The 18,780-nt window shown below is 73.0% G+C and carries 16 protein-coding genes; 7 read left to right on the forward strand and 9 right to left on the reverse strand.

The annotated features are described in order from the left end of the window. The first annotated feature begins 48 nt into the window (after positions 1 to 48). A complete protein-coding gene (locus GTY56_RS32465; protein ID WP_161368849.1) occupies positions 49 to 4,074 on the forward strand; it encodes a bifunctional nitrate reductase/sulfite reductase flavoprotein subunit alpha in 4,026 nt (1,341 codons plus the stop codon). 162 nt (positions 4,075 to 4,236) lie between these two features. On the opposite strand, the gene GTY56_RS32470 is transcribed toward GTY56_RS32465, so the two are convergent. Continuing rightward, positions 4,237 to 4,752, reverse strand: a complete 516-nt coding sequence (locus GTY56_RS32470; protein WP_161368850.1) for a YceI family protein — start codon at positions 4,750 to 4,752, stop codon at positions 4,237 to 4,239. 118 nt (positions 4,753 to 4,870) lie between these two features. Between GTY56_RS32470 and GTY56_RS32475 the strand changes: the two genes are divergently transcribed. From GTY56_RS32475 to GTY56_RS40145, 5 genes are all read left to right on the forward strand, one after another. After that, complete coding sequence (locus GTY56_RS32475; RefSeq protein ID WP_161368851.1) at positions 4,871 to 5,374, forward strand: MarR family winged helix-turn-helix transcriptional regulator; 504 nt, start codon at positions 4,871 to 4,873, stop codon at positions 5,372 to 5,374. 189 nt (positions 5,375 to 5,563) lie between these two features. After that, the gene (locus GTY56_RS32480; protein WP_161368852.1) at positions 5,564 to 6,907 is read left to right on the forward strand and encodes a hemolysin family protein; all 1,344 of its coding nucleotides are present in this window, start codon (positions 5,564 to 5,566) and stop codon (positions 6,905 to 6,907) included. Beyond that, the gene (locus GTY56_RS32485) at positions 6,904 to 7,926 is read left to right on the forward strand and encodes a CNNM domain-containing protein (protein ID WP_161368853.1); all 1,023 of its coding nucleotides are present in this window, start codon (positions 6,904 to 6,906) and stop codon (positions 7,924 to 7,926) included. Before GTY56_RS32480 ends, GTY56_RS32485 begins: the two co-directional genes overlap by 4 nt. A gap of 385 nt (positions 7,927 to 8,311) precedes the next feature. Further along, positions 8,312 to 8,542, forward strand: a complete 231-nt coding sequence (locus GTY56_RS32490) for a hypothetical protein (RefSeq protein WP_161368854.1) — start codon at positions 8,312 to 8,314, stop codon at positions 8,540 to 8,542. A gap of 211 nt (positions 8,543 to 8,753) precedes the next feature. Beyond that, positions 8,754 to 8,924, forward strand: a complete 171-nt coding sequence (locus GTY56_RS40145) for a hypothetical protein (protein WP_237525135.1) — start codon at positions 8,754 to 8,756, stop codon at positions 8,922 to 8,924. On the opposite strand, the gene GTY56_RS32495 is transcribed toward GTY56_RS40145, so the two are convergent. From GTY56_RS32495 to GTY56_RS32530, 8 genes are all read right to left on the reverse strand, one after another. Continuing rightward, positions 8,925 to 9,260, reverse strand: a complete 336-nt coding sequence (locus tag GTY56_RS32495; RefSeq protein WP_161368855.1) for a DUF3140 domain-containing protein — start codon at positions 9,258 to 9,260, stop codon at positions 8,925 to 8,927. Between the two features lie 6 nt (positions 9,261 to 9,266). After that, positions 9,267 to 9,497: a hypervirulence associated TUDOR domain-containing protein gene (locus GTY56_RS32500; protein ID WP_053667926.1), complete on the reverse strand. Its 231-nt coding sequence runs from the start codon at positions 9,495 to 9,497 to the stop codon at positions 9,267 to 9,269. Then, a complete protein-coding gene (locus GTY56_RS32505; protein ID WP_161368856.1) occupies positions 9,454 to 10,674 on the reverse strand; it encodes an acyltransferase family protein in 1,221 nt (406 codons plus the stop codon). Before GTY56_RS32505 ends, GTY56_RS32500 begins: the two co-directional genes overlap by 44 nt. A gap of 190 nt (positions 10,675 to 10,864) precedes the next feature. Next, positions 10,865 to 11,926 carry a peptidoglycan recognition protein family protein gene (locus tag GTY56_RS32510; protein ID WP_161368857.1) on the reverse strand — a complete coding sequence of 354 codons (1,062 nt, stop codon included), beginning with the start codon at positions 11,924 to 11,926 and terminating at the stop codon, positions 10,865 to 10,867. Between the two features lie 3 nt (positions 11,927 to 11,929). After that, complete coding sequence (locus GTY56_RS32515; protein WP_161368858.1) at positions 11,930 to 12,412, reverse strand: hypothetical protein; 483 nt, start codon at positions 12,410 to 12,412, stop codon at positions 11,930 to 11,932. A gap of 97 nt (positions 12,413 to 12,509) precedes the next feature. After that, the gene (locus tag GTY56_RS32520) at positions 12,510 to 13,550 is read right to left on the reverse strand and encodes a hypothetical protein (RefSeq protein WP_161368859.1); all 1,041 of its coding nucleotides are present in this window, start codon (positions 13,548 to 13,550) and stop codon (positions 12,510 to 12,512) included. Next, positions 13,543 to 14,070, reverse strand: coding sequence for a hypothetical protein (locus tag GTY56_RS32525; protein WP_161368860.1), 528 nt, complete (start codon positions 14,068 to 14,070; stop codon positions 13,543 to 13,545). The genes GTY56_RS32520 and GTY56_RS32525 overlap by 8 nt, the downstream gene beginning before the upstream one ends. Positions 14,071 to 14,166: 96 nt before the next feature. Beyond that, positions 14,167 to 15,054, reverse strand: coding sequence for an NAD(P)-dependent oxidoreductase (locus tag GTY56_RS32530; protein ID WP_161368861.1), 888 nt, complete (start codon positions 15,052 to 15,054; stop codon positions 14,167 to 14,169). A 282-nt stretch (positions 15,055 to 15,336) separates the two neighbouring features. On the opposite strand from GTY56_RS32530, the gene GTY56_RS32535 reads away from it, so the two are divergent. Next, the gene (locus GTY56_RS32535; RefSeq protein WP_161368862.1) at positions 15,337 to 18,576 is read left to right on the forward strand and encodes an AfsR/SARP family transcriptional regulator; all 3,240 of its coding nucleotides are present in this window, start codon (positions 15,337 to 15,339) and stop codon (positions 18,574 to 18,576) included. Positions 18,577 to 18,780: the final 204 nt, after the last annotated feature.

The following is an 18,780-nucleotide window of genomic DNA, read 5'->3' on the forward strand; positions in this document are numbered from 1 at the left end:
TCAAGTGATGTGACACCTGCGTAACGGGACGTTCGTACCGTCGACGGCATGACCACGACCCCCCGGCCGCAGCAGGAGACGCAGCGGGTGCGCACCGTCTGCTCGTACTGCGGCGTGGGCTGCGGCCTGGTGCTGGATGTCGGTGCGGGCCCGGACGGGCGGCGCAAGGTGCTGAAGGCGTCGGGTGACAGGGCGCACCCCGCGAACGCGGGCCGGCTGTGCACCAAGGGTGCGACCACCGCCGACATGCTCGCCGCGCCCGGGCGGCTGACCCGCGCGCTCGTGCGGGACGACCGGGGCGAGGAGGCGGCCCCGGCGCCCGTGGCCGACGCGATCGCCGGGACCGCCGCGCGGCTGCGGGCGATCGTCGACGAGCACGGGCCGGACGCGGTCGCCTTCTACGTCTCCGGGCAGCTGAGCCTGGAGGCGCAGTACCTGGCGAACAAGCTGGCGAAGGGGTTCGTGGGGACGAACCGGATCGAGTCCAACTCGCGGCTGTGCATGGCGAGCGCGGGCACCGGCTACAAGCTGTCGCTGGGGGCGGACGGGCCGCCCGGGTCGTACGAGGACTTCGACCGGGCGGACGCCTTCCTCGTCATCGGGTCGAACATGGCCGACTGCCATCCGATCCTGTTCCTGCGGATGATGGAGCGGATCAAGGCGGGCGCCAAGCTGATCGTCGTCGACCCGAGGCGGACCGCGACCGCCGCCAAGGCCGATCTGTTCCTCCAGGTCAGGCCGGGGACCGACCTCGCGCTGCTGAACGGTCTGCTGCACCTGCTGCTGGAGAACGGGCACACCGACGCGGAGTTCGTCGCGGACCACACCGAGGGCTGGGAGGAACTGCCCGCGTTCCTCGCCGACTACCACCCGGCGGCCGTCGCCGAGATCACCGGGCTCGCCGAGGACGACCTCCGGGAGGCGGCCCGGATCATCGGCGCGGCCGGGAAGCGGTGGATGAGCTGCTGGACCATGGGGCTCAACCAGTCCACCCACGGCACCTGGAACACCAACGCCCTGGTCAACCTGCATCTGGCGACGGGCGCGATCTGCCGTCCGGGCGCCGGGCCGTTCTCCCTGACCGGGCAGCCCAACGCCATGGGCGGGCGCGAGATGGGCTACATGGGGCCGGGGCTGCCGGGGCAGCGGTCGGTGCTCGTCCCGCAGGAGCGGGCCTTCACCGAGGAGGTGTGGGAGCTGCCGCCCGGGACGCTGCGCGCCGACGGGGTCGGGCAGGGCACGGTCGAGATGTTCCGGCAAATGGCCGACGGGGAGATCAAGGCCTGCTGGATCATGTGCACCAACCCGGTCGCCTCGGTCGCCAACCGCCGCACCGTCATCGAGGGCCTGGAGGCCGCCGAGTTCGTCGTCACGCAGGACGTGTTCACGGACACCGAGACGAACGCGTACGCCGACGTCGTCCTGCCGGGCGCGATGTGGACCGAGGCGGAGGGCGTCTTCGTGAACAGCGAGCGCGTCCTCACGCTGACCCGGCCGGCCGCGGACCCGCCCGGGGAGGCGATGGCCGACTGGCGGATCATCGCGGAGGTGGCGTGCGCGATGGGCTACGAGAAGGGGTTCTCGTACGACAGCGCCGAGCAGGTCTTCGAGGAGATCAAGCGCTTCTGGAACCCGAGGACCGGGTGGGACCTGCGCGGGGTGTCCTACGAGCGGCTGCGCGAGACGCCCGTGCAGTGGCCGGCCGCGCGGGAGGACGGGCCGGAGCGCAACCCGATCCGGTACGTGGACGAGGAAGGGCTGCGCTTTCCGACGGCCTCCGGGCGGGCCGCCTTCTTCGCGCGGCCGCACCTGCCCGCCGCCGAGATGCCGGACGACGACTACCCGTTCGTCCTCAACACCGGGCGGGTCCAGCACCAGTGGCACACGCTCACCAAGACCGGCAAGGTCCCCAAGCTCACCAAACTGAACCCGGGGCCGTTCCTGGAGCTTCACCCCGCGGACGCCACGGCGCTCGGGGTCGCCGACGGCGATCTCGTGGACGTCGCCTCGCGGCGCGGGCGGGCCGTGCTGCCGGCGGTGGTGACGGACCGGGTGCGGCAGGGCTGCTGCTTCGCGCCCTTCCACTGGAACGACCTGTTCGGCGAGTACCTGAGCATCAACGCGGTGACGAGCGACGCGGTGGATCCGCTGTCGTTCCAGCCGGAGTTCAAGGTGTGCGCGGTGTCGCTGGCGAAGGTGGCGTCCCCGGCACCCGCCCCGGAGACACCGGCCCTGACGCCCACGGCCGTGACGCCGGGCGGCGCGAACCCCTTCGGCCTGGAACCCTCCCCTCCCCCGGTGCTCTCCGCCCAGGAGCGCCGGTACCTCACCGGCTTCCTCGCCGGGCTCGGCTCGGGCACCCCCGGGGTGCCGGTGCTGCCGCCCGACGCGCCCTTCTCCCCCGAACACGCCCTGTGGGTGAACGGCGTTCTCGCCGGCATGTACTCGCGCACGGGGGCCGCCGTGCGGCAGGAGCGATCCGGGCGGGAGGTCGTCGTGCTGTGGGCCTCGCAGACCGGCAACGCGGAGGAGTTCGCCACCGCCACGGCCGAACGGCTGACCTCGACGGGACACCGTACGACCCTCGTCGGCATGGACGACGCCGATGTCGGGGCGCTCGCCCGCACCGCGGATCTGCTGTTCATCACCAGCACCTTCGGGGACGGCGACGCACCCGACAACGGCTCCGGCTTCTGGGACGCGCTCTCCGGCGAGCAGGCCCCCCGGCTGGACGGGGTGCGGTACGCGGTGCTGGCCTTCGGCGACTCCTCCTACGACGACTTCTGCGGGCACGGACGGCGGCTGGACGCACGGCTCGGCGAGCTGGGCGGGGTGCGGCTGGCCCCGCGCACGGACTGCGAGCCGGACTTCGAGCCGTCCGCCGGGGAGTGGCTCGACCAGGTGCTGTCTGCGCTGGGCGCGACGACTGCCCCGCCGGCCGGGACGCCCATGACGCGGTCCAAGCCCGTCACCACCGCCCGGCTGGTCGGCAACCGGCTGCTGAGCCGGGCGGGTGCGGGCAAGGAGGTCCGGCGGTTCACCTTCGACACGAGCGGGACGGACCTGGCGTACGAGGCCGGGGACGCGCTCGGGGTGCGGCCGGTGAACGCGCCCGCCCTGGTGGAGGAGTGGCTGGCGGTGACCGGCGTGGACGCCGGGTCGGCCGTGGCGGTCGACGGTGTCGGTGAGGTGCCGTTCGGCGAGGCCCTGCACCGGCATCTCGACATCACCCGGATCACCCCCGACCTGCTCCGCTTCGTCGCCGAACGCGCCCGGGACAAGCACGAGTTGCGCAGGCTGCTGCGGCCGGACAACAAGGACGGGCTGGCGCAGTGGAGCTGGGGGCGGCAGGCGGTGGACGTGCTCGCCGAGTACGCGGTGCGGGCGAGCGCCGAGGAGTGGGCCGGGGTGCTGCGCAGGCTCCAGCCGCGGCTGTACTCCATATCGTCCAGTCCGCTGGCCGATCCCCACCGGGTGTCGCTGACGGTGTCCGTGGTGCGGTACGAGAACCTGCACGGCCGTGCGCGCGGCGGGGTCTGCTCGCCGTACCTCGCGGACGCCGGACCGGACACGGAGGTGCCGGTGTTCGTGCAGCGCTCGCCGCACTTCCGGCCCCCGGCCGACGCCTCGACGCCGATGGTCATGGTCGGCCCGGGCACCGGCGTGGCGCCCTTCGTCGGCTTCCTCCAGGAGCGGCGGGCGCTCGGCCACCGGGCCCCCAACTGGCTGTTCTTCGGGGAGCAGCACCGGGCGACGGACTTCTACTACGAGGACGAACTGACGGCGCTGCGCGACGAGGGCGTCCTCACCCGGCTGGACACGGCCTTCTCCCGGGACCAGCGCAACAAGGTGTACGTGCAGGACCGGATGCGCGAGCACGGGCCGGAGTTGTGGCACTGGCTGCGCGACGGGGCCCGTCTCTACGTGTGCGGCGACGCCTCGCGGATGGCGAAGGACGTCGACCGGGCGCTGCGGGACGTCGCGATGACGCACGGCGGACTGGGCGAGGCCGAGGCCACCGCGTATCTGAAGCAGCTCGCGGCGGACAAGCGGTACCTGCGGGACGTGTACTGAACCGAAGGAACGGCAAGCGGCGCCGACGGGACCGCGGGGGCCGCCGTGGAGCCCGCAGGGGCCCCTACCCGGATCACACCGGAGTCTTCACCTCCCTCCGGGGCCCGCTCACCGGCGGCGATGTGCGGCAAGCCGTGCGCGGCGGGGCGGCTGACGGTGACGTCAGGCCGCGGCCCGGGTGAAGCGGAGGGTGGCGGCGACCGTGGCCCGGCCGCGGATCATGCCCAGCTGGTTCCAGCCCATGCCGAACTGCTCGCGGTCGACGGTGAACTCGGTGTCCAGCGTGAGGCCCCCGGCGTCCCGGTCCGTCACGCGGGCGTCCAGGGACAGCGGCCTGCTGATGCCGCGCACGGTGAGCTGCCCGATGACGTGCACCCGGTCCCCGTCGCGGAGTTCGGCGCTGCGGGCCGCGAAGGTGATCTCGGGGTGGTGGCCGGCGTCGAAGAAGTGCTCCGACCTCAGATGGGTGTCGCGCTTGGCGTGCCCGGTGTCCAGCGAGGCGACGTCGAAGGTCAGAGTGCCGACGGCGGACCCGTCGGGACGGACCTCGCCCGTGCCGCTGACGGCGCCGAACGTGCCCTCCACGGTGACCAGACCCCACATGGTCCTGTGCCGGATGCCGACGGTCGAGGCGGTCGCGTCGAGCTGCCACTGTCCGGTTTCCACGGCGACGGTCATGATCGTTCCCCTTGAGGTGTCGTTCAAATTTGGATGACTTCCGCACGGCACGCTAGCGGCTAATCCAAAATTGAACAACCATCTGCTCCAAATTTGGACGACAGGTAGACTCGACACCATGGCCGACCCCGAGGAGCACCCCGCCGACCTGCCCGAATGCCCGTCCCTCGGCGGTGGCGGGCTGCTGCCCGCCGAACTGCGCGCCTGGATGCTGCTGCTGGCCGCGACGGGAGCCGTGGAACAGCGGCTGCGGTCGGTCGCGAAGGAGACGCTGGACGTCTCGCACGACGAGTTCCTGGTCCTGTGCCTGCTCGCGGAGCAGCCCGAGGGCGGTCTGCGCATGACGCGTGTCGCGGAGCTCCTGGGCCGTCCGAAGACCCGCCTGACCTACCAGATCGCCTGCCTCCAGCACGCCGGTCTCGTCACCCGCAGGTCGGTCTGCGGCGACAGGCGGGGCGTCGAGGTCGCCCTCACCGACAAGGCGCGCGACCTGCTGAAAGAGGCCTCCGCCCCGCTCGCCGAGACGGTCACCGAGTCCCTGGCCCGCTTCATGGGCCCGGACCAGTGCGCGGCGATGCGGGGGCTGGTGCCGGATCTCGCCGAGGAGTCCCGCCCGGAATGAGCCGGGCGGCTTGATCTACACAGTCGTAGAATCCGGGAACACCGGCGCGATGACGCGCGTTGTACCGGAGACACACGACACCTGAAGGAGCACGTTCTTGTCCGCCAGACCGACGGACCCTCCGGGGCACAGTCCCCGACCATCCCGCCACGGCACCAGTGATCGCGGCACACGGCGGGGTGGTGTTCGATGAGTGCCGCAGAAGCCCTGCTGGGCCTGCTCGCCGTGTTCGTGCTGACCGCCGGCACCGGCTACTTCGTCGCCCAGGAGTTCGCCTACGTCTCCGCCGACCGGCTCACCCTCGCGCGTGAGGCCGAGGCCGGGGACCGCAGGGCGGCCCGTGCCCTCACGGTCCTGGAGCGGCTGTCCTTCATGCTGTCCGGCGCGCAGCTCGGCATCACCGTCACCGGCCTGGTGGTCGGCTTCATCGCCGAACCCTCGGTGTCCGCCCTGCTCAGGCCCGCCCTGTCGGGGCTCGGCCTGCCGGACGCGGCCGTCGGCGGCATCGCTGTCGTCCTCGCCTTCACGCTGGCCACGGTCGTGCAGATGGTGCTGGGCGAACTCGCCCCGAAGAACCTCGCGATCGCCGTGCCCGAGCGGCTGGCGAAGGCGCTGGCGCCGTCCACCCTGGCGTACCTGAAGGTCGTCGGACCCGTCGTGCGGGTCTTCGACGGCGCGGCCGACCGGCTGCTGCGCAAGGCCGGGATCGAGCCCGTCGAGGAACTGCACCACGGCGCCACGCTGGAGGAGCTGGGCCATCTGATCGGCGAGTCCCACGAGCAGGGCGAGCTGCCCGAGGACACCGCCGCGCTGCTGGACCACGCGCTGGAGTTCTCCGAGCGCACCCTCGACGAGGTGATGGTGCCGCGCGCGGACGCCGTGTTCGTGCGCATGGACGCCGGCGCCGATGAGGCGGTCGGCCTGATCGCCCGGCACGGCCACTCCAACTACCCCGTGCTCGGCGACCACCCGGACGACATCGTGGGTGTGCTGGGCGTGCGCGAGCTGATGGCGCTGCCCGCCGCCCGGATGGCCGGCGCGCGGGCCGGGGAGGTGGCCCGGCGGCCGCTGCTGCTGCCGGACACCCTCGCGCTGCCCGACGCGGTGACGCGGATGCGGGAGCAGGACGACGAGTTCGCGGTCGTCCTCGACGAGCACGGCGGCGTGGCGGGCGTCGTCACCTACGAGGACATCGCCGAGGAGCTGGTCGGTGACATCGCCGACGAGTCCGACAAGGTCACCCTGCTCGCCCTCGCCGACGGCGACGGCTGGCTGGTGGACGCCGGCCGACGGGTGGACGAGGTGGCCGAGGCGACCGGTGTCCGGCTGCCGGAGGGCGACGACTACGACACCGTGGCCGGCCTGGTCGTGGACCGGCTCGGCCGCTTCCCGACGGTGGGTGACCGCGTCACGGTCGGGCTGCCCGGCGGTGGCCGGGCCGTGATCGACGTCCGCACGCTGGACCGGCACGTGGCCGACCGGGTCCGGATCAGCCCGCTGGTGGAGGCCGTGCAAGCCGAGGAGATGGCGTGAGTTTCCCGATGGCGGTCTTCGTGACCGTGCTGCTGCTGATCGGCAGCGGCTTCTTCGTCGCGGCCGAGTTCGCCCTCGTCGCCGCCAAGCGCCACCGTATGGAGAAGGCGGCGGCGGACGGGCGGCGCGGTGCCGGCGCGGCCCTGGCCGGCATGCGCGAGCTGTCGCTGATGCTGGCCGGTGCCCAGCTGGGCATCACCGTGTGCACGCTGGGCCTCGGCTCGGTGTCCAAGCCGGCGATCTCGCACGAACTCGACCCGCTGCTGCACACGCTGGGCCTGCCCAGCGCGGTGAGCTACGGCGTGGCCTTCGCCGTGGCGATGGTCGTGGTGGTGTTCCTGCACATGGTGGTCGGCGAGATGGCGCCCAAGTCCTGGGCCATCGCCCACCCGGAGCGTTCGGCGATGCTGCTGTCGCCGCCCTTCCGGGCCGTGGTGCGGGCCGTGCGCCCGCTGATCCGGCTGCTCAACGCGGTGAGCAACGCCCTGGTGCGGCTGTGCCGCGTGGCCCCGCGCGACGAGCTGGCCTCGGTGCACAACCGGGAGCAGCTGACGCACCTGGTGGAGGAGTCGGAGCGGCTGGGCCTGATCAGCGCGACCGACTCCGAGCTGCTGACCCGCTCGCTGACCGAGCCGGAGACACCGGTGGCGGCGCTGCGGATCCCCGCCGCCGAGATCACCTGGGCCGAGGGCGGCGCGGACGTCGAGGCGCTGCTGCGCTTCGCCGCCGAGCACGACCGCACGCGGCTGCTGGTCCGGGAGAACGGCATCGTCCTCGGCTCGGTGCACGCCCGGGACGCCCTGGTGGCCCGGGCCCGGGGCCGGGCCACGACCGCGCGGGACCTCGCCCGGCCGGTGCCCGAGCTGGCGGAGACGGCCACGGTCGCCGAGGCGATCGAGGTGCTGCGCCGCCGCCGGTCGTCCCTGGCCGTGGTCCGCGACGGCTCCGGCCGGCTCACCGGCCTGGTCACCCTGGACGACCTGCTGGCCCGTCTGATGCAGCCGGCTGCGGCGGCCTGACGGGTACGGGCCCGAACCTCCAGCACATCTGCACATCGCGGGCCGGAAGGCGGCGCACCGCCCGACCCGCCGGCGTGGCCCGGTTCCGGCACGGGGGCTTGGCGGCGAAGTGCCCGCTTCGGGATCCGGGGCGCAACACTCCCGCACCCGCCCGGGCGACGGGCTGTGTGAAGGAGTGGGAGCATCCGGTGACCCCGCGGTCACAGCGGTGAAGACGGCTGCCGGAGGGAGCCGCGGGTCACCGGAAGGCAATTGGCTCTCCCCTGCGGGGAGTGTTTTGATCCTGCGCACGGCGGGAGCAGCCGGGACGGGAGCTGGTCCCCGGCTTCCGGCGTCACTCGCGCTCACCGCCATTGCGAGACATTCACGCGAAGGGAAACACCCCATGAACCTCACCTCTCGGGTCGCCACCGCCGAGCTCTCCGACGCCGACCTGGACGCCGTCGCCGGCGGCAACGCGGGCGGCGTCGATGTCTCCGCGGGCCTCGTGGGCGGCCTCTCCGCCGGTCTGGTCGGCCCCCTGACCGGCGAGGCCTGCGCCGCCCTGCACGCGACCCTGTCGCCGGAGGGCGCGGCTGCGGGCGGCCACGCGGGCGTCCAGACGACGTCGCTCTGACGACCTGCACGCGAAAGGGCCCCGGGAAGCGTTTCCCGGGGCCCTTTCGCGTGCGGACGGCGGCGGCCGGCCACGGATCGCAAACGTGAGGAATTTGCGAAACACGTGACGGAGATCTGAACACCACGGGGGTGAGTAACGCGGTGCGGGGCCGTGACGCAGACTTACTCGGACCCCCTGGATCCCGGCTGCAAACCGATTGGAACCCGTTGTGATATCCGAGTCGACCCGAACCGAAGAACTGCCGATCTACGCGAGCCTCATACGCGAACGGGGTGACGTCGTCGAGGAGGCCCGTGTCGTGGCCGAAGAGACCCAGCACCAGATGACCCAGGCGCTGAACGGTGTCGCCCCGACCCCGCACGAGACCGGCGCGCCCTGATCACCCGGCGAGCGGGTCGTGGCCCCAGTTCATCAGGGAGTACCGCCACCGCGTGTCCCGGACGTCCCCGGAGGGCCGCTGGGCCTGGTGGCGGCGTACGTAGCCGACGACCTTGCGCATGTGCCGGTAGTCGTCGTCCGTGAGGTCGGCCTTGCCGGCCCGCAGGATCGCCACGATCCGGCGGCCGGAGGCGTGCCCGGTGGACTCGCCCCCGTCCTGGTGCTGCCCGACGCCTTGTGAGGCGTCGGACTCCAGCCATTTCTCCAGGTCCGCCGGTGTCATGTTCACCAGCTCACGGAAGTCGTTCCAGGTCTCCTGGCGCTCCTCGTCGTCCACGCCGCCTCACTTCTTCTTCTTGAGCGCGGACGGCTTGTGCACCGCGGTCCTGCCGGACTTGTCGCTGCGCACCTCGTACTGCGGGTCGTCCGGTGAGGCGTCGACCGTGCGGCCCGACGCCTCGGTCCGTTCGGTGATCTCCCTCTCGACCTCGCCCTCGGTCCGGCTGCCGTGACTGCTCCAGGTGACCTTGTCACCCTTCTTCGGCTTCCCGCCCTCGCTGCGGCCCTTCGCCATGCCGGTGCTCCCTCGCGCAGAAGTGTGCTGTCCCTCCAGCGTGCGGGCCGCGCGGTCGGGGCGCAGCCCGACGGGCACCGGCCTTGGTGGCGGCCGTGGCGCGGAAGGCCCACACCATGCCCGGTTCGGTCACGGGGCGGAAGACCCGCCGTACGGACGGAGTGCACAGGGCGGTGACGACCACGCCCGCGACCAGGGTGGCGGCGACCACACCGGCGGGCCCGCGCACCCAGGCCGGCTCGTACCAGCCCCAGTACTTCGCGGCCTGCGCGACGAAGCCGTGCAGCAGGTAGCCGCACAGGGTGCCGGCGCCCAGCACGGTGAACCACGTCCGGCGCCCGGGCACCCAGGCGAGGAAACAGCCGACCAGGACGAGCGAGCAGCCGAAGGCGGCCAGGGTCATCACGGGCCCGTACCAGAGGGGCACGCCCAGCTCCGGGGCGCTGTCGGCGTGGAAGAACCAGGCGTAGTCCATGCGCGGGACCGCCCAGTACGCCACGGCCAGGGCGCAGGCGGCCACCGGCACGGCGAGGATCCGCACCTCACGCCGCCGCACCAGCCGGAAGTGCTCCGGGCGCAGCAGCAGACCGAGCACGAAGTAGGGCAGGAACTGCAAGGTCCGCTGCAGATCGAGGTCCTGGCCGATGGACGGTGCGCTCGTGGCGAGCATCGCGACGGCCAGGGCGAGCGGGAGCGGCCACCGCACCAGCCGCCACAGGGGTGTGGTCAGCCGCCAGACGAACAGCGCCGCGAGGAACCAGGTGAGGTACAGCGGGTCCAGCAGGGTGACCGGGCGGCCGGGGTCCTGGCTGGTCCAGCGGGTGAACAGGGTGTACGCCGTCTCGAACACCACGTACGGGACGACGACGCCGGTGAGCAGCCGCCCGAGCCGGGCGGGGCTGCCGTCGAAGGTGCGGGAGAAGTAGCCGGAGACGATGATGAACGCCGGCATGTGGAAGGCGTAGACGAGCATGTAGAGGGCGGTGACGGTCCTGCTGCCCTGGCGCAGTGGCTCCCAGGCGTGCCCGACGGCCACCAGGACGATCGCGAGGTACTTGGCGTTGTCGAAGAACGCGTCCCGCTGCCGGACCGGGCGGGGCGCCGCGTCCTGCTCCTTCGTTCCCGTCGCCCGTGTCACCGCGGCCCCGGGGCGGGCCGCGGTCACCGTGTCACTCACGGGACCTCCCGCAACGGGAGGCGCGGGTGCCTCTTGCGGCCGGGCGTGAGGGAGTGGGGTGCGCGCAGAACATCGCCCGCACCCTAATCACAGGGCCGTCCGTTCGTTCAACTCGTAACGGAGGTGGCTCGCTTCGGTGCATGCCCGGGTATACGTCCGGAGGCGGCGATCGTCTCCCGCAGGGCGGTGCTCAGGTCTCCTTCCAGACCAGTGCGGTCAGTACGGCGCTCACGACGGTGACGGGGTCGGCGGCCTGGTTCAGCAGCCGCACCCGCATGCTGCGCCCCGTGGCGAGCCGCTTGGTCACGGGCACGACCACGAAACTGCCGCCGCCGGTCCCGGCGATCTCGTGGATCGGGTGGTCCGTTCGGAGCTCGTCGCCCTCGTACTCCGACATGCGTGCCTGCACGACCGCGCCCGCCGGCAGGCCGTCGATGTGGAGGCTGAGGGTGCCGCTGAAGCGGGCCGGGCCCCGGGCGAACACGCTGCCGCCGGTGGCGTGGTGGCCGGTCTCGTCGGTCCACTCAGCGGTGAACTCGACCGAGTCCCAGGCGCCGGGCGCGAGCTGGTACTCCCCGGCGACACCGAGGTTCACGTACTGGGGCATGGGGTCCTCTCCTTCCCACCGGCCCGCCGGGAGGGCCAGGGCGTCGGCGACGTCTCGGCGGAAGCCGGCCATGTCGAATCCCCGCGGGTCGACCTTCCAGTCGCTCCATTCCAGGTGGCCGATGGCACTCTTGTGGCCCCAGCCGTGGGCGCGGCAGATCGCGGCGGTGGCCTTGACCATCGCGAGGTACTGGGCGGCCGGCCACGGGTCCTTGCCGTCGCCCCTGTTCTCGCACTCCCAGCCGTAGAAGCGGGCGTTGCCGTCGACCGCGCCGGCCGAGCCGTCGTGCTCGTGCGTGGGTGGCGGGTACGTGCCGTACGACTCGCCGATGACGGCGTCGAGTACGTCGCGGTCACCGCCTCCGGCGTGGTTGGCCCGGCCGTTCCCGGTGAGGTGGACGACGCCGTCCTTGGTGATGCATCCGGTGGCGAGCGGGCCGGGCAGGGCGCTGTGGCCGTGGAAGATCAGGCCGACGACGTCCGTGCCGGAGCCGGTGACGGTGTGGTGGATCATCGCGCCGTGCACGGGGCCCCAAGGCCCTTTGTGGTTACGGTTGTTGGTGCGCCAGCCGGTGACTTCGCGGACGGCGCAGCCCTCGGCCTTCAACGCGGCGACGAGCCGGGCGGCGGTGAGTGGGGTGGCCATGAGTCAGTCCTCCGTTCCGGCGCGTTCGTGCCGGTCTGAAGACGGTCCGATCCCATCGGGGGAGCGTGCCTGATCTCGGAGCTCGCCCGGCGGCGGCGCGCGTTCGGCGGATCGATTCGCCCGCGGGTATCCGGGTGCGCCGCGCCAGGCCCTCACCATTCTCGCGCCGCTCGCCCCGTCGCTCACCTCGCCGTGTGCCACGTCCGTGAAATCGGCGCGATAACGACGCTGCCGCACCAGGGCGGTCCCGCAGCACACCGTGGCCGGGACGCGAACATGCGCAGTCGGGAGGCAGATCAGCGGCACCCGCTCGGGCTCGCCGCGGTGCCGGTTCCGGACGACGGTGCCGCCGGTCTCGCAGAGCCGGGTGCAGACGCCGATGGTCGGCTTGATGCCGGCGTCGGAGACGTCGGCGAACACGCCGCAGACCAGGACGAGATGTGCCGGGGCCAGGTCCTGATACCGGTCGACGAGCGAGGCGGTCACCGGTCACCGCCCTTCAGCGGCCCTGCCGGGGCGCACGCCAGGCCCGGCCGGCCGTCCGGACGTCCGGATTTCGACGGTCGTCCGCGGGGGCGTGGGGTCAGGCGGGGTCCGTCGTGGTGGGTTCAGCGCGGTAGGCGTCCAGGGCGGAGGCGCGTTCGTGGTACGGGATGCGGGAGAGCCGGGAGACCATCGTCCACATGGCGCGTTCCGCGGCGAGGGTCTGCGGGAGGGCGAGGCCGAGGGAGGCCGCGAGGGGCTTGCGGCCGGTGTTGACCAAAGCCCGGACGGCGGCCGCCCATTCGTCGGTCGCGGTGACCGCCGACCGGTACCAGACCGGCACGAGCGCGGCGAGTACGACGAAGGTGCTCAGCAGGGCGACGCGGTCCGGCTTGTCTCCGGCCGCCAGGGCGATAGCCGCCGCCACGGCCACGACGGCATGGCCGGCCAGCAGGGCGACGAAGAAGTCGACGCTGGCGCGGGCGAGTTCGCTCTGGCGGCGGATCTGGTCCGGGACGCAGCCGGTGAGTTCGTTCCACAACAGCTGGGTGTCGAGGCGGTAGCGGTCCCAGCCGTACTCCTCGAAGCGGCGGATGGCGTTGCCGAGCCGGGTCGGGGCGATCTGGTCGTCGGCGATCGGGAACCGGGAGAACCGCTCACGCAGCAGCCCGCGCTGCACGGCGGTACGACGCCGGTCCCGCCCGGCGGCCCGGGCGAGGCGCGGGTCGGCGAGCAGCCTCGCGAGCTCCTCCGCGTCCTCGGCCCGCAGCGGCCCCTGCTCGGCCCGGCGGCGCTCCAGGCGGAGCACGGTCAGCCGGTCCGCGAGGAACGCCTTGCTGCGGCGACTGCGCCGGCAGCCCGCCTCGAAGGCCCGGGCCGGCCACAGCAGGTATCCCTCCAGCAGCCGGTAGAGCGCGTTCTGGCAGGCGTTGGCGACCAGGCCGAGCAACAGCGCGCCGGTCAGCAGGGTGAGGCCGGTGCCGAGTCCGCCCGCGCCGCGCAGCCGGTCGAGCGGGCCGAGGCCACGAAGGCTCGGGGCGACGGTGAGCAGGAAGACGGCCAGGTTCAGCGCGGTGGGCAGGATCCAGCCCACCAGCAGCGTCCAGGCCCCGCCCAGCACGCCCTTGGCGATGTCACCCATCCGCGGGGTCGGGCCATTCGTCGTCGTCGGAACCGGTGCTGGGGCCGGGCGGGGTGTGGCCCGCGGGTGTCCCGTACGCGCCGGGACGCGCACGGCCGACAGGCCAGGGAGGCATCGAATGCTGCCCGGCGGCTTCCGGATGGCCCAAGGCCGGCGCCTCCACCCGGGCGAGCGACTGGACGAGGCCGACGACGGAGGCCAGGGGCGACACGGCCGTTTGCGCTGCCTCCAGACGGTCGCGGAGCCGGGCGGCGAGGCCCGGTGTGACGCGGCCCGTCCGGGAGATCTCCTGCTCGGCCTCGTCGCACTCCTCCCGCAGCGCGGTGATCTCGTCCGTACTCCGAAGGCGTTCGAGGTCGGACCGCACTTCCCGGAGCAGGGCGAGGAGTTCGGCGACGTGCCGGTCCGCGGGCGGAGGGGGCACGGGACCCCGTCCGGCGCCGCCGCCGGTCGTGATGTGGGCCTGCCCACTCACATGGCCCTCGGACGTGCTCTCCGCCCGGTCCCCCTCTGCCGCCATCAACTCTCCTCGGTCGCCGCTTGGTTCAGCCGGTCCGCTGATCCAACCGCACGGGGATCGTGCCGGGCAATCCGGCCGGCGGGGCGCCCGGGCTCCTCACCGGTTCGGGCGGCGGTACGCCTTCACCACGCTGGCGTAGCTGTTCTGGGCGTAACCCCGGGCGATGACGCCCTCCATCAGCGCCTCCGAGTACCTGGGCAGTTCGGTGTCGACGCCGAGCGCCTCGGACTCCTCGACGAGGTGCTTGAGCGCGCCCAGGTGCGTCTCCAGGGTGGCGTCGCCGGCCGGGAACCTCTCGTCGCCGGCGTCGATCTGCGCGGCGTAGTCGGCCGTGAACATCTTGATGGCGTCGAGCCACATGTGCGCCCACGGTAGGAACTCCTGCGCCTTGACGCCGCCGGTCTCCACGATGGCCACACCGTGCAGGAAGCTGTTGAGGGCGCCCCACATGAGGCCGAGCAGCGACACGTCGAACAGGGCGGGCTTGCCATAGTCGGTGCCGAGGTAGGTGGTGCCGCCGCCGAGGCGCTTCAGCACGGGTTCGTGGGCGTCGAAGACGGCCCGGTCGCCCGCGTAGAAGAGAACGGAGGTCTCGGCGCCAATGCCGGGCGGGGTGATCATGATGGCGCCGTCGAGGTACTGCGCGCCGTTCTTCTCCGCCCACTCGGCGGTCTGCCGGGCCTGCTCGGAGGAGCCGGTGGTCAGGTTGACGACGGTCTTGCCGCGCAGCGCGTCGCCGAGCCGGCCGATGACGTCGTGCACCACGTCGTACGTCGACACGCACACGACCACCAGGTCGCTCGCGGCGACGGCGTCGGCGGGCTTCGCGGCGAGGACCGCGCCCTCCTTGACGAGGCCCTCGGCCTTGTCCGCCGAACGGTTCCACACGGTGGTGGCGTGGCCGGCCTTCAGGAAGGCGGTGGCCAGGGCCTGCCCCATCAGGCCGAGGCCGAGCACCGACACCGAGGTGTGGTTGTCACCCATGGATGTGTTCCTCCAGTACGAAGTGGTGTGTTGTACGAACCGGCACGCGGGGGCGCCGATGAGAAGGACGGCCCTGGCGTTCGAGGGCGCCGTCGCTCGTTCTCGGCCACCTGCCCGCCCTCCGCTCCCCGCCGCGACCGCATTCCTCGAAGAACCCTGGTACAGGCCCCTTCGGATTCGCTTCGGACGGCTTCGGAAACGCTGCGGGAACACCCCGCGCAGCGGTGGCCGGACCTTCGTCGTCCCCGGTCGCACCGGTCATCGGGCGGTTACGCTGAGATCATGGAGTTCGGGGTGCTCGGGCCGCTGGAGGTGCGCACGGACGAGAGTCGTGTCGTGCGGGTACCCGAAGTCAAGGTGCGGCTGCTCCTCGCCGATCTGCTCGCCCACCACGGGCAGGTCGTCCCCGCGGCACGGCTCATCGAGGACCTGTGGGGCGGCTCGGCGTTCACGGCCCGGCCGACGGCGTCGCTCCAGGCCAAGGTCTCCCAGTTGCGGCGCGCGTTGGAGGACGCGGAGATCGGCGGCCGCGAACTGATCGCGCACCGGCCGCCCGGATACGTCCTGGACGTCCCGGCCGGAGCGCTCGACGCCGGGCGGTTCCGTGAACTGCTCGCCCGAGCCCGGTCCGGTGCGGACCCGGCGACGCGGGCCGCGTTCTACACCGAGGCGCTGGCGCTGTGGCGCGGCCCCGCCTTCGCCGAGTTCGCGGACCAGCCGTCCGTGCGGCCGACGGCGGTGAGCCTGGAAGAGGAGCGGCTGACGGCGGTGGAGGAACACGCCTCCGTACGACTGGAGTTGGGCGAGCACAACCTGCTCGTGGCCGAGCTGACGGAACTGGTCGCGCAGCATCCGCTGCGCGAGGGGCTGCGGGGCGCGCTGATGTGGGCGCTGTACCAGGCGGGGCGCTCCTCCGACGCGCTCGACTGCTTCAACGACCTGCGGCGCCGGCTGGACGAGGAACTGGGTCTGACTCCCGGGCCGCCCCTGGAAGCCTTGCAGCAGGCCATCCTGCGCCACGATCCGGTGCTGGCCCGGCCGGAGCAGCCCTCGGCGTCCGCCACCGGGGTGCGGGCGGGGCCGGGGCCGGCCGGGTCGGCCTCGCCCCTGGTGGGCCGCGAACGGGACGTCCGGGCGATCCGGACCCTGCTCGCACAGCGCCGCCTGGTGACACTCAGCGGGCCGGGCGGGGTCGGCAAGACGCGCCTCGCTCAGGCCGCGGCGGAGAGCCTGGCTGGCGCGTTCGGGGACGGCACCTGGCTGGTGGAGCTCGCGGACGCCGGGGGCCCGGAGCGGTTCGCCGGCGCGGAGGCGCTGGCCGAGCAGGTCATGGCGACGCTGGGGATCCGGGAGAGCAGCTCCGACGACGACGCCAAGGGCCCCACGGACCGCCTGGCGAACGCGCTGGCCGGCCGGCGGCTGCTGCTCGTGCTGGACAACTGCGAGCACGTCGTGGAGGCCGTCGCACAACTGGCCGGTCCGCTGCTGCAACGGGCCCCCTGGCTGCGCATCCTGACGACCAGCCAGGAACCGCTGCGCACCCGTGACGAGACGGTGTATCCGGTGGCACCCCTGTCGTTGCCGCCGGAGGACGGTCCGGACCTCGACGCCCTGACGAGCGCAGGGGCCGTACGCCTCTTCGTCGACCGGACCAGGGCGACGGACCCGGAGTTCGTGCTCGACGCCACCACCGCACCGCTGGTCGCCGATGTGTGCCGGCGGCTCGACGGCATCCCGCTGGCCCTGGAACTGGCCGCCACCCGCGTGCGGTCGCTGGGCATCAAAGAACTGCACGACCGGCTCGACGACCGTTTCAGGATGCTCAACAGCGGCTACCGCGACGCCCCTTCACGCCACCGGACACTGCGGGCCGCACTCGACTGGAGCTGGGGCCTGCTCGACGACCGTGAACGGACCGTGCTGCGCCGGCTGTCGGTGTTCGGCGAGGGGTGCGGTCTGGAGGCCGCCGAGGACGTGTGCTCCGGCGGCGGTGTGTCCCCCGCCGACGTCCTCGACGCGCTGAGCCTGCTCGTGGAACGCTCGCTGGCCGTCCGCACCGAAGGGCCGCGGGGCCCGCGCTACCGGCTGCTGGAGTCGGTCGCGGTCTATGCGCGTGACAAGCTCGCCGAGTCCGGTGAGCACGCCCGGACCGCCGCCCGGCATCTGCGCCACTGCGTCCGCCTCGCCGAGCGCGCCCGGCCGCATCTGCACGAGCGGGAGCAGTCGCGCTGGTTCCAGTTCCTGGACCTGGAGGCGGCCAACGTGCAGCGCGCGCTGGCCGAGGCCGACCGGGCCGGGGCCGCGCAGGAGGCGCTGCGTCTGGTCAACTCGCTGACCTGGTATTGGTACGTCCGCGGCCGGCTGGGCGAGGCCCGCAGGGCGCTGGCGACCGCCCTGGACACACCGGGCGAGGCCGCGCCCGAGGAGCGCGCGGAGGCGGTGTTCTGGTACACGGGCATCAGGCTGCTGCTCGGCGAGCACGACCGGGAGTGCGACGCCTTGGAGGAGTACCCGCGGGAGTCCACCGTGGAGTTGACCAGGGCCCAGTGGTTCCTGGCGCACGCGCAGTGGACGGTGGGGGCGCTGGCCGAGGGCGAGCAGCGGGTCGAACGCGTCCTGGTGCGCTTGCGCACCCTGCGCGACGCGTGGGGCACCGCCGCCGCGCTGACCACGCGCGCGTGCTTCGCCCTGGCCCGCGGGGACCTGGAGTCGCTGCGCGCCAACGCCGAGGTCGCCCGCGCCCACTTCGCCGAACTGGGCGACCTGTGGGGCCGGCTGAGGACGACGGACCTACTGGGCAGGCTGGCCGAGATCAACGGCGACTACGACCTCGCCGCCCGGCTGCACCGGGAGAACCTGCGCATCGCCGAGGCCCTGGAGGCGTGGCCCGAGATGTCCACGAAGCTGTCGGGCCTCGGCAGGATCGCCCTGCTCACCCAGCGCTACGACGAGGCCGACGACCTGCACACACGCGCCCTGCGGATCGCGGAGGGGCAGGGCAACCAGCCGGCCGAGCAGTTCGCCGCGCTGGGCCTCGCCCTGAGCGCCCGCCGCCAGGGCCGCCTCGACGCCGCCGAGGAGTGGCTGCGGCCCTGGCTCTCCTGGAACCGTCGCCGCGGCGACGGCCCGGGACTGGCCCTGGTGCTGGGCGAGTCGGGGTTCATCGCCGAGCAGCGTGGCGACGCCGGACGGGCGTTGGAGTACCACCGGGACGGCCTCGCGGCCGCCGCCACGACCAAGGACCCGCGCTCGGTCGCCCTGGCCCTGGAAGGCCTGGCAGGCGCCTACTCCCTGACAGGCGCCCCGTACCGCGCGACCCGCCTCCTCGGCACGGCGGCAGCGACCCGCGAACGGGCCGGCGCCCCGCATCCCCCGGCGGAACGGGGAGACGTGGAGCGCATCGCGGCCCGCCTGCGCGCCGCGCTCGACGAGGCCACGTACACACGCGAGTTCACGACAGGCACCGAGCGCCACCACGAGACGGTGGCCCTGGCGGAGTCGACGCCGCCGGGAACACCGTGAGCCGCCGGCACGGCGCAGCCAGGTCCGACCGGTCGCGGTGGAACCAGTCCGTGTACGCCTGGAACCGCCGCCACCGGTGATCTGCCCCCGTTTCCCAGGCGACCGCCCTCACCCGCCAGACGCCGCCAGGGCCGTTCCTGGCGAAACCAGGGGCGGGCCGGCGTCTTGTCCAGGAGAGTTCCGTGGGGAGGCAAACGGCGCCCG

This window comes from Streptomyces sp. SID5643 (assembly GCF_009872555.1).
GTDB classification, from domain to species: Bacteria; Actinomycetota; Actinomycetes; order Streptomycetales; family Streptomycetaceae; genus Streptomyces; species Streptomyces iakyrus.

Bases quoted from the DNA above. Each gene is read 5' to 3' on its own strand.
- GTY56_RS32465 (WP_161368849.1), top strand. From the start codon at position 49: ATGACCACGACCCCCCGGCCGCAGCAGGAGACGCAGCGGGTGCGCACC.
- GTY56_RS32470 (WP_161368850.1), bottom strand. From the start codon at position 4,752: ATGACCGTCGCCGTGGAAACCGGACAGTGGCAGCTCGACGCGACCGCC.
- GTY56_RS32475 (WP_161368851.1), top strand. From the start codon at position 4,871: ATGGCCGACCCCGAGGAGCACCCCGCCGACCTGCCCGAATGCCCGTCC.
- GTY56_RS32480 (WP_161368852.1), top strand. From the start codon at position 5,564: ATGAGTGCCGCAGAAGCCCTGCTGGGCCTGCTCGCCGTGTTCGTGCTG.
- GTY56_RS32490 (WP_161368854.1), top strand. From the start codon at position 8,312: ATGAACCTCACCTCTCGGGTCGCCACCGCCGAGCTCTCCGACGCCGAC.
- GTY56_RS32500 (WP_053667926.1), bottom strand. From the start codon at position 9,497: ATGGCGAAGGGCCGCAGCGAGGGCGGGAAGCCGAAGAAGGGTGACAAG.
- GTY56_RS32510 (WP_161368857.1), bottom strand. From the start codon at position 11,926: ATGGCCACCCCACTCACCGCCGCCCGGCTCGTCGCCGCGTTGAAGGCC.
- GTY56_RS32520 (WP_161368859.1), bottom strand. From the start codon at position 13,550: ATGGGTGACATCGCCAAGGGCGTGCTGGGCGGGGCCTGGACGCTGCTG.
- GTY56_RS32525 (WP_161368860.1), bottom strand. From the start codon at position 14,070: ATGGCGGCAGAGGGGGACCGGGCGGAGAGCACGTCCGAGGGCCATGTG.
- GTY56_RS32530 (WP_161368861.1), bottom strand. From the start codon at position 15,054: ATGGGTGACAACCACACCTCGGTGTCGGTGCTCGGCCTCGGCCTGATG.
- GTY56_RS32535 (WP_161368862.1), top strand. From the start codon at position 15,337: ATGGAGTTCGGGGTGCTCGGGCCGCTGGAGGTGCGCACGGACGAGAGT.